Annotated in this window: 8 protein-coding genes, 1 tRNA gene, 1 other RNA gene and 1 pseudogene; 10 read left to right on the top strand and 1 reads right to left on the bottom strand. The window is 63.4% G+C overall.

Annotated features, from left to right (window positions below; translation table 11 throughout):
• Positions 1 to 101: 101 nt before the first annotated feature.
• Positions 102 to 1,526 carry a sigma-54-dependent transcriptional regulator gene (locus JCM12178_RS15445; RefSeq protein WP_054652680.1) on the bottom strand — a complete coding sequence of 475 codons (1,425 nt, stop codon included), beginning with the start codon at positions 1,524 to 1,526 and terminating at the stop codon, positions 102 to 104.
• 154 nt (positions 1,527 to 1,680) lie between these two features.
• On the opposite strand from JCM12178_RS15445, the gene JCM12178_RS15440 reads away from it, so the two are divergent.
• The 10 genes and pseudogenes from JCM12178_RS15440 to JCM12178_RS21090 form a co-directional block, all read left to right on the top strand.
• Positions 1,681 to 3,750, top strand: coding sequence for a glycosyltransferase (locus JCM12178_RS15440; RefSeq protein WP_054652678.1), 2,070 nt, complete (start codon positions 1,681 to 1,683; stop codon positions 3,748 to 3,750).
• Positions 3,740 to 4,894, top strand: coding sequence for a glycosyltransferase family 2 protein (locus JCM12178_RS15435; RefSeq protein ID WP_054652676.1), 1,155 nt, complete (start codon positions 3,740 to 3,742; stop codon positions 4,892 to 4,894). The genes JCM12178_RS15440 and JCM12178_RS15435 overlap by 11 nt, the downstream gene beginning before the upstream one ends.
• Complete coding sequence (locus JCM12178_RS21100) at positions 4,852 to 6,207, top strand: YkgJ family cysteine cluster protein (protein WP_369404540.1); 1,356 nt, start codon at positions 4,852 to 4,854, stop codon at positions 6,205 to 6,207. Before JCM12178_RS15435 ends, JCM12178_RS21100 begins: the two co-directional genes overlap by 43 nt.
• A gap of 2 nt (positions 6,208 to 6,209) precedes the next feature.
• Entirely contained in the window at positions 6,210 to 6,713 is a 504-nt protein-coding gene (gene rfaE2, locus JCM12178_RS15425; protein WP_054652674.1) for a D-glycero-beta-D-manno-heptose 1-phosphate adenylyltransferase, read from the top strand.
• Between the two features lie 43 nt (positions 6,714 to 6,756).
• Positions 6,757 to 6,832: transfer RNA gene (locus tag JCM12178_RS15420), tRNA-Ile, on the top strand.
• A 167-nt stretch (positions 6,833 to 6,999) separates the two neighbouring features.
• Positions 7,000 to 8,001, top strand: a complete 1,002-nt coding sequence (locus tag JCM12178_RS15415) for a Nif3-like dinuclear metal center hexameric protein (RefSeq protein WP_054652672.1) — start codon at positions 7,000 to 7,002, stop codon at positions 7,999 to 8,001.
• A gap of 41 nt (positions 8,002 to 8,042) precedes the next feature.
• Positions 8,043 to 8,768 carry a zinc ribbon domain-containing protein gene (locus tag JCM12178_RS15410; protein ID WP_054652670.1) on the top strand — a complete coding sequence of 242 codons (726 nt, stop codon included), beginning with the start codon at positions 8,043 to 8,045 and terminating at the stop codon, positions 8,766 to 8,768.
• Between the two features lie 38 nt (positions 8,769 to 8,806).
• Positions 8,807 to 9,168: RNase P RNA component class A (gene rnpB, locus JCM12178_RS15450), an RNA gene on the top strand.
• 76 nt (positions 9,169 to 9,244) lie between these two features.
• A pseudogene (gene ispD, locus JCM12178_RS21095) lies at positions 9,245 to 9,885 on the top strand (2-C-methyl-D-erythritol 4-phosphate cytidylyltransferase); the annotation flags it as partial.
• A partial coding sequence (locus JCM12178_RS21090; protein ID WP_369404541.1) for a 2-C-methyl-D-erythritol 2,4-cyclodiphosphate synthase occupies positions 9,859 to 10,232 on the top strand: 374 nt, incomplete at its 3' end. The pseudogene ispD and the gene JCM12178_RS21090, both read left to right, overlap by 27 nt.

Raw genomic sequence — 10,232 nt, 5'->3', positions numbered from 1 at the left:
CCGCGGGCGATCTCCCGGTACCGCACCCAGCGGCAGCGTATCAAACAAAGAACCCGTCCCATCGGCCCGCCCGCGGAAACAAAAAAAACGGAGACAGAGTCCTAAACTTCGATGCCGTGCTTCTTGTATTCGTTGATTTTGTTACGCAGGGTACGAACGGAAATGCCGAGCAGTTCGGCGGCTCGAGTGCGGTTGCCGCTAGTCTCGTCGAGACTCTTGAGGATGAGCTTTTTTTCCATTTCATGCAGGGGCATGACGGAAAGCGCTTCTTCGGCTGTTTCGGGGGGCGGGGGCGCGGCCTCGTTTCCGGCCTGTTCGATCTCGTCGAGATCGTCGGGCACCCACTCGGCGTCGCCCATGAGGAAGTGATCCTTGCGGATGGGGCCGTCTCCGGCCAGTAGAACTGCGCGTTCCATGAGGTTCTGCAACTCGCGCACATTGCCGGGCCAGTCGTATTCCATGAGCCAGTTCTTGGCCTCCTCGGCAAAGGGCAGCCGCCCGAGACCGTAGGCCGCGCAGTATTTGGCGGTGAAGAATTCGGCCAGCCGGATGACGTCCTCACCGCGCTCGCGCAGGGCGGGCAGCTTGAGGGGGATGACGTTCAGGCGGTAGAAAAGGTCTTCGCGGAACTTGCCTTCCTTGACCGTCTCGTCGATGGAGCGGTTGGTGGTGGCCAGTACGCGAACGTCCACTTTTACGGATTCCATGCCGCCCACGCGGTCGAACTCGGACTCCTGAAGCACGCGCAGGAGCTTGGCTTGCAGGCCGAGATCCATCTCGGTGATTTCGTCCAGCAGGATGGTGCCGGTGTCGGCGAGCTCGAACTTGCCGAGCTTGCGGGCTATGGCCCCGGTGAACGCGCCCTTTTCGTGACCGAAGAGTTCGGATTCGAGGAGATGCTCCGGCAGGGCGGCACAGTTGATGGCGATGAACGGCTTGTCCACGCGGTCGGAGTTGTGGTGCAGATAGCGGGCGAACATCTCCTTACCGGTGCCGGACTCGCCGGAGATGAGCACGGTGGCCTTGGAGCGGGCCACGCGTTTTGCGAGGGCGAGAACGCGCAGTACGGCCGGATGCTGGCCGATGATGGAAAAAGTGCTGTGGGTCTGGCCTGCGGGTGCGGGTGAAGGGGCCGGTTCCGGCTCGGGCTGCGGTTCCGGTTCGATGGTGGCACCGGGGGCGGGAAGGAGCAGCTTGATCTTTTCCCAGAGCAGCGGCTCGAGCCAGTAGTCCTGTGCGCCGAGTTCAAGATAGCGGCGCGCCTCTTCTGCCGATCCCGAGGGCGAGAAGACCACCACGGGCGGGAAGCAGTTGTTGTCGCGGGCCTGGGCGAGGAGCTCTTCCGCGTCAAAACCTTGCAGCTTCGGGCGGCAGAACACGGCGGCAGGCTTGGATTTCTTGATGAAACCAAGGGCTCCGCTCAGGGTGTCGGCCAGTCCGGCTTGCAGGCCCTGTTCCTTGAGGGCCGGAAAGATTCCGGTCACGGCCTGCGGTTCGGCTATGAAGAGCACGGTGTTCGCCGTCATGATTCGAAAGTCATATCCGTTAAAGACAGGAATTTCAACATCGTTGAATGAGTGCGCTTTCTTGCGCGCAGTATTCGGGCGTGCTACCTATGCAAGGCCCGGTAACGAGGTTTTTCTTTGCCGGAGTATTCAGCCGGGAGACTTCCAGACACCCATGTTTGCCAAGAGCATTCCTGTTTTCTGCTACCACGACGTGGGGCCGGGCGGCGGGCATTCCGTCGAGCGGTTCCGCGAACACCTCGATGCCATTGAGAGTGCCGGATATTCCACCGTGACAGCCGCCGAAGTGGTGCGCTTCATGCGCGGGGAAACGCGCCTCGACGGACGCCGCGTGCTGCTGACCTTTGATGACGGGCATTTTTCCAGCCGTACGGTCATCGCGCCGGAGCTCGCCCGCCGGGGCATGACCGGCTGCTTTTTCGTGCTGCCGGGCTTCACGGACGACAGGCCCGCGCGCGGCGAGAGCGGCTTTCCCGAGCCGCTGCCCATGCCCAAGTCGCTCATCAACGCGCATGGCAATGGCGACCACTCCCAGTTCATGAATTCCGGGGAGATCCGGGAGATGCTGAACATGGGCATGGAGATTCACTCCCACGGCATGCGTCACAACGGCGTGTTCCGCGACCTCGCGTTTCGTGAAACCATGAGCTGCCCCGTGGCGCACTGGGGCGCGTGGAGCCTCTACCCCGGTTACGACCCGGACTGGCCGGTCTTCAAGGTCGGCAGTGCCTATGTGTACGACGGATTCCAGCCGTTCGTCGGGCAGGATAACGTGCCGCGCTTTCGGCTGCGGTCCGAAGCTGATCGGCTGGCGTTCTGTCGCAAGGATTTCCGTGAGAGCCTTGAGCGGTTGCGCGAACTGAGCGGACAGGCAGAGCAGTATTTCTGCTGGCCGTGGGGCGAGTTTGACGCGGCTGCCGAGGCCGAGCTGCGAAAGGCCGGATACTCGGCGGCCTTCACGCTGGAGCGCGGTCCCAACTCGCGCGGTGGCGACCCGTTCCGCATCAACCGGGTGGGCGTTGGCCGCAAGAAGACCGGGGCGTGGCTGGAGCAGCGGCTGAAGATGTATTCGGGCAAGGTCCGGGCGAGTGTGTTTTTCAAGCGGTTCACCAAGCGGGACGCGCCGCATTGCGTGCTGCTGGCCTCGGATTCGACAAAACTTTCGGGCGGCTCGCGCCAGATGATCAACAACGCACAGGCCTTGAACGGGCTCGGCATCCGCACCATCGCCATGCTGCGGCCCGACTCCCCTTTGGTGGCGGAGATGCGCGAGGCCGGGGCCGAGGTCGTGGAGTATGAGGGCTTCCGCAAGCCGTTCAAGGCCGCTTCCATGTTGAAGCGGCTGGTGCGCGAGAAGCATGTGGACGTGGTGCACACCTTCCACAACCGTGCGTACAAGATGGGCGCAATCGCCCGGATTACGGGCGGGAAATTCCGCTTTTTCGTAAACCGGGGCGTAATCTCCCGGCCCAACGACGTGTTTTTCCTCTGGACCGCTCCGGCCGATGCCGTGATATGCAACTCCATGGAGTGTGCGGAGGTGCTTCGCAGGCGGCATGTGCCAAAGAGCAGGCTGGCCGTGGTCTACAACGCCTATTGCGGGCTGGACCTCGGGGGGCCTTCCACGCGCAAGAAGCGCGGGGTGCGGGTGCTGTATATCGGCAACACCGCGCACATCAAAGGGTTCGACGTATTTTTGAAGGCCATGGAAGCCTTCTGCGAGGACGACGCGCGTGATGTGGAGTTCGCTGCCGTTGGCATTGAGGACAGGGACCTGCCCCGCTTTGCGGAGGCGGTTGATTCCGGTGCCATGGCGCGGTTCAACAACTGCGGCGTGCTCTCCCATGCCGAGACGCTGGAGCAGATTCGGGTTTCGGACATGCTGGTGGTCCCTTCGCGCAAGGAGAGCCTGCCGAACACGCTGCTGGAGGCCTTTGACGCCGGGCTGCCCGCCGTGGTCACGCGGGTGGGCGGCATGCCCGAGGTGGTCCGCGACGGCGTGAACGGCTTTGTGTGCGAGTCCGAGGACGCCAAGTGCATTGCGGAGCGCATTCGCAGGCTGCGCGACGACTGGGACCTGCGGCAGCGCATGGGCGGTGTGAACCGTGCGGTGGTGCGAACGCTCATGACCCGTGAGGCCAAGGGTCGCAACCTCGTGAATGTGTATATGGGGCAGAATACGCTCCGGCTGTTGCCGGTGGAGGAGGTGGCGCATGGAGAGTAACCCGGTCCTCGAGTTCTGGAACGCGCTGGACGAGCCGCTGGCATCGCTGCTGGCGCAGGGGTTCACGGGCCGCACGCACCTTTTGAAAATCGCGCGCGCCGCGCTCGGCACGGGCGAGCCGGGGTTCAATCCGCTGGCCATCGACGCACTTGTGACCGCTTTTGCCGAGAGCCCGCTTGATGGTGTCTTTGCCGGGCAGCTTCTGGCCGCGCCAGAGGTGGCCGGGCTGCTGCCCGAAGACACCCGCACCGCGCTTCTGGCCGTGAAGGAGGGCTGGCGCGAGCCGAGAAGCGCGGAATATCTGAACCGTCTGTCCCTCGGTAAGGACATCCCGCGCATCAAACGGTTTATAGAACGGCAGGCCGCGTCCGATCCCGAAAATCTTTTCTGGTCATCCAAGGCGCTTTTTTTGCTGGTGGACAATGACCCTGATTGGGTTGATTCCCTCCTGCCCAACGTCACCGAAGGCCCGCTGGGGCATGCGCTGGTCACGGCGCGTGAACAGGTCGGCCGGTTCCGGGGCGACTCCTGCGACCCGGACTCCATGGAGCGGGCCGCGGGCAATACCTACGGCAACTGGAGCAGCCTGCACGGCGGGTTGCGGCTGGCGAGTGAAGGGCATCGCGACGAGGCTGTGCTCTGGCTGTTGCAGGCCTTTTCCCATGCGCCGTGGAACGCAGGGCTGCTCTTGCGACTGCATGACCTGCTCGGCGCCGTGGACGTGGAGCGCTCGGCTCTGCCGGGCCGTATCTGCGTGATGCTTTATTCGTGGAACAAATGCGATGATCTCGATGCCACGCTTGCCTCGCTGTATGGTGCGGACTCCGACCCGGACCTCATGGTGCTGGACAACGGCTCCACGGATGGCTCGGACACCGTACTGGACATGTGGCAGGAGCGGTTCAACGCCCGGCGCGAAGGGGCGTTCGAGCGCGTGACCCTGCCGGTGAACGTCGGGGCGGCCGCCGCCCGCAACTGGCTGCGTCACGCCGCGCTTCGTAAAGAGTATGACTTTCTCTGCTATCTTGACGATGACGTGGCCCTGCCGAAGGACTGGCTGGAGACGCTCGGCGCGGCCGTGGAGCGGTACCCCGAGCGTCGGTGTGGGGCTGCAAGGTGGTGGATCACGCCAACCCGTTCATGATCCAGCACGCGGACCATCATCTGGAGATTCCCGAGCAGGGCAACGGCGATCCGGCCCTGTTCGTCCAGAGCCTTGACGCCGGTCTGTTCGACTATTTGCGCCCCTGCGATTCGGTGACGGGATGCTGCCATCTCTTCCGGGCGAAGACGCTGGAAAAGAGCGGCGGGTTCGACATCCGGCTTTCCCCCTCGCAGTATGACGACCTCGAGCACGACTTCCGGCTTCTGAAGGACGGCGGCTACGCGGTCTATCAGGGGCATTTGCAGGTGCTGCACCGCAAGCGCAGCGGCTTGGCAAGTCACACCTCCCCGCAGAGCGAGGGCAACGCGCTCGGCAACAAGTTCAAGCTGCAGGCCATCCACACCAACGAGGAGCTCATGGAGCTGCAACTGGCCGGGCGGAAACGGCTGCTTGATGATATCCGCGCCAAGTCCGCCCACCTCGGTCTGATGCTCGACATCTCGGGCGCGTTTGACAAACGCGCCCACGGGTTTTACTTCCCCGGACAAAACAGCACGGGAGCAAGACTTCCCGGAGGAACAATGCATCACGACGACGAGACAAGAGATTTCCTGAGCAAGCTCCCTGAACTGAAAAAAGGCGAAAAATACCGCTTCAAGTGTTACCCCGGCATTTCATGCTTCAACGAGTGCTGCAGCGACCTGAACATGGTCCTGACCCCTTACGATCTGCTGCGGATGCGTAAAAACCTCGGCCTCTCCAGCACGGAGGTCATCAAAAGCTTCGTGGACACGTTTACCGCCGGGGAAAGCAACTTCCCGGCGCTTCGTCTGCGCATGACCGACACGCCGAAGAAGTCCTGCCCCTTTGTTCGCGACAGCGGCTGCTCCATCTACCCGGACCGTCCCGGCGCATGCCGCATGTATCCGTTGGGTCGCGCCGCAAAGATCGACAAGGACGGCAACGTGGAAGAGCAGTTCTTCGTCCTGCACGAAGACCACTGCAAGGGCTTTGACGAGGCCGCCGAATGGAACTCCCTGAACTGGATGGAAGATCAGGGCTTTGACGACTATATCCGCTTCAACGACAAGTACATGCACCTCATTTCCCGCTGGAACGAGACCGGACGGAAGCTGCCGGAGAAGCTCATGGGCATCGTGGCCCTCGCGCTCTTTCAGGTGGACGACTTCCAGCAGTTCATCAAGGACATGCGTCTGTTCGAGCGTGTCGAAGTGAGTGAAGAGCGGCAGAAGGCCATTATGGAAGACGAAGAGGAAACCCTCGCCTTTGCGTTGGACTGGGTGGAGCTGCTGCTCCTCGGCCAGGGCGGCGCGCTCAAGCCCAGGATGTAACCATGTCCGTACCCCAGAGCCCGAAAGTCCTGACCGTTGCCGAGTTCATGGAGCGCCGCAAGGCCCTTCCCGAAGGGTATCGGCTGGTGTTCACCAACGGCTGCTTCGATCTGCTGCACCCCGGCCACGTGGACTACCTTGCCCGTGCCCGGGCGCTGGGCGACGGGCTCATGGTCGGCCTTAACAGCGACGCCTCGGTGCGTCGCCTCGGCAAGGGTGCGGAGCGTCCCGTCAACCCGCAGGAGGCGCGGGCATACGTGCTTGCCGGGCTTGAGAGCGTGGACTTCGTGATCGTCTTTGACGAGGACACGCCGCTGGAGCTGGTCTCGCAGGTCCGGCCGCAGGTGCTCGTCAAGGGCGGGGACTGGCCGGTGGAGCGCATCGTTGGCCGCGAGGTGGTGGAAGGCGACGGCGGCACGGTGCTGAGCATTCCGCTTCTTGAAGGATTTTCGACCACTGACACGGTCCGCCGTATACGCGAGGGCCTGTCTGCCGGGTGTTCTTGACAATTTGTACGCGCTTGGGTATACGACAACGTTCTTGCGGAGTGGGCCAGTAGCTCAGTTGGCAGAGCCACCGGCTCATAACCGGTCGGTCCCAGGTTCAAATCCTGGTTGGCCCACCACCCCTTAACCCCGAACAAGTCTGGGGGATGAGAACAGTGCCCATGAGCGTGACGCGACTGACGCCCCGCACCCGTAAGCAAGGCTTTATGCTGACGTGACAATGACGCGATGCTCCTTGAGGGAAATCCCGATAGGAGCATCTTTTTTCGTTTCAGGATAGTTTTTCATGGAAATTCAGGCTGTTCTAAATGAAGTGCGCCGTTTGGCGCCGGAAGGGCTGCAGGCTGGCTGGGATAACAGCGGCGTGCAGGTGCCCGGTGTGGACGGGACGGTTTCCAAGGTGGCGGTGGCGCTGGAGCCCACCCCGGCCATGGTCCGGCAGTGTCTGGATTGGGGCGCGGGGCTGGTGGTCACGCATCATCCCCTCTACATGAAACCCAAGGCACCGCTCGGCGGAGCCTATCTTGACGTGCTGCGCGCCTGCATCAAGGCCGATACATGGCTATATGCCGCACACACCTCGCTCGACTGCGCTCCGGGCGGGCCCGCGTTCTGGCTGGGGGACGACCTCGGCCTGAGTGACCGGAAGCTCCTTGAACCGAACGTTTCGTCCACGCCCGTGGAGGTTTCGTTCTATGCGGAAAAGCCGCTCGGCCGGGAGGACGGCGAACGCTGGGCGGATCGCGAGAGCGTGCACAGCGTGTCGCAGCTTGGTACCGGCGAAGTGCGGGTGATCGTTGAAAAGGACGTCTGGCCGTCCATTGCCGAGGCCATTGCCTTCGGTCAGGGCGAGCGTCCGGAATTTTATGTGCGGGAGCTTGCCGCGCCGAAAGCCGATACCGGATTCGGCGAGATTGGCTCCCTGCCCGAGGCCGTGCCGTTTGCCGCATTCATGGAGCGACTGCACGAATTGACCGGGCGAAAGGTCATGTCCGTGTGCGGTCCCAAGCCGGAGAGCGTTTCCACCGTGGCTTATTGCGGCGGTTCCGGTTCCGGCCTTGCCGCGCGCGCAGCCGGAGCGGATGTTTTCGTCACCGGCGACATGAAGTACCACCCTGCGGTGGATGCGGCTGCGGAGCTCGGGCTCTGCATCGTGGATGCGGGACATTTTTCCATTGAGGAAGAGATGATGCGCCGGTTCGCCGTGTCGCTGGGCGAAGCCCTGAGCGGCGTGACCGTGCGGTTTTTCGAGGGAGCCGACCCGTTCGAGTGGTCGGTGGCCCCGTAATAGTGGATACGATTTTCCAAATATAATCGAGAGGTATCGACATGTACCAGAAACAGATCGAACAGCTTGTGGTGCTGCAGCAGGTCGACGACGAGATCCTCGTCCTCGAAGACGAGATCGGCAAGGCCCCCCGTGAGCTGGAGGCCCTTGAAGAGCAGCTCGAAGGGTTCCGCAAGCGCAAGGAACAGATCGAGGAAAAGCTCTCGATTCTCGACGAGCAGCGCAAGAAGCTCGGCGGCGAGATCGAAGAGGACGACGCCAAGATCAAGAAGAGCAAGAACAAGCTGATGCTGGTGGACAACACCAAGCAGTATCACGCCATGATGCGCGAGATGGACAGCCTTGAGAAGCTCAACCGCATGCGCGAGGAAGAGTTTGCCGCGGTCAAGGAAGAGCTTGCCCGTCAGGCCGACATGACCCGCGAACTGGATGAAGAGACCGCCGAGGTCCAGAAGGAATACGACGCCAAGAAGGCGACCCTCGACGAGCGCGTGGCCCAGGCCCAGAAGCAGCTCGACAAGCTCCAGAAAAAGCGCGCCAAGGCCTGCGAAGTCGTGCCGCCGCCGATTCTCGGTCGCTACGAGTTCATCCGCTCGCGCCTTGACAACCCGGTCATCGTGTCCGTGGTGGATTCGGTCTGCACCGGCTGTCACATCACCATCCCGCCCCAGGAATACAACGAGCTGCAGAAGGGCAAGCAGATTCTCTCCTGCCCCAACTGCCAGCGGCTCATCTTCTGGTCCGAGCACGCGGGCGGCGCAGAGTAGCTTTACCACTGCCGCGTCACGCGGTAGAAACGAGTTCTGGAGTCGGACGGGTCACCGCCGCGGCCTTTGGGCCGGGGAGGAAAGTCCGGGCTCCGCAGGGCAGGACGCTGGGTAACTCCCAGGGGGAGCGATCCCCGGCAAGCGCAACAGAAAGCAGACCGCCCGTCCGGCTCGCCGGGCGGTAAGGGTGAAACGGTGGGGTAAGAGCCACCGGCGGGCATGGCGACATGTCCGGCCAGGCATGCCCCGTCCGGAGCAAGACCAAATAGGGAAGCGTTTGAGGCCGGCCCGGCCGAGGCTTTCGGGTAGGTTGCTTGAGGCGGCGGGTAACCGTCGTCCTAGAGGAATGGTGGCCGCCCCTTCGGGGGAACAGAACCCGGCTTACAGTCCGACTCCGTCAGCAAGACCCGCGCGGAGGGCTTCGGTCCTCCGCGCGTTTTTTTGAACCATAGCAGAGGCTGCTTGAGAGAACCCACATGCCGACCCCGCATCGCCCATTTGCCGTGATCCTCGCCGCAGGCAGCGGCACCCGCATGGCCGAGGCCACCGGCGGGGTCCGCAAGCAGTACCTCGAATACGCGGGCGTGCCGCTCTTCTGGCACAGCGCGCGCACTTTCTCCCGTGTCGCGCCCATGCGCGGCCTCGCATTTGTTTTTCCCCCCGATGAAGTTGACGCCATGCGCGCCGAAGTGGACCGCCTCTTTGCGGCAGAAGACCTCGGGCTGCCCTACGTGGTCGCTGCCGGAGGCCCGCGCCGACAGGACTCGGTCCGTAACGGCCTCGCCGCCCTGCCCGCTGACTGCGACGCGGTGCTGGTGCACGACTCCGCCCGCCCCTTCGCCTCGGCCTCTCTGATCTCCTCGCTTCTGGACGGCTTGACCGCCGGGGCCGATGGCGTCATCCCGGCCCTTGCCGTGACCGACACGGTCAAGCGGGTTGACGGACACACCGTGACCGAGACCCTTGTACGTTCGGAGCTGCGCGCCGTGCAGACCCCGCAGGCGTTTCCCCGCGACATTCTGGCACAGGCCCATGAGCGGGCCGTGGCCGAGGCTGGGACGTGACCGATGACGCCAGCATGGTGGAGCGCATGGGCACCGTGACCGTGGTGCCCGGGGACGAGGACAACATCAAGATCACCACGCCCGGCGACCTGAGGCGTCTGGAGGCTCCCGTGCAGGAACTGTCCGTGACCGGCTGGGGATACGACGTGCACCGCTACGGCGGGGAGCGACCCATGCTGCTCGGCGGCGTGCCTATTCAGGGCGGGCCGGGCATCCACGCCCATTCGGACGGGGACGTGCTGCTGCACGCCCTTGCCGACGCCGTGCTCGGCACCTTTGGCGGCGGAGACATCGGGCAGCATTTCCCGGATTCCGACCCAGCCTTTGAGGGCGCGGACAGCGGCATCCTCCTGAAGGAGGTGCTGGTGCTCGCGGAAAAGGCCGGGGTGCGCGTCGTGCA

The sequence above is a fragment of the Salidesulfovibrio brasiliensis JCM 12178 genome, from assembly GCF_001311825.1.
Lineage (GTDB): Bacteria > Desulfobacterota > Desulfovibrionia > Desulfovibrionales > Desulfovibrionaceae > Pseudodesulfovibrio > Pseudodesulfovibrio brasiliensis.
The sequence above is the reverse complement of the archived record's forward strand: the minus strand, read 5'-3'. Positions and strand labels throughout refer to the sequence as shown.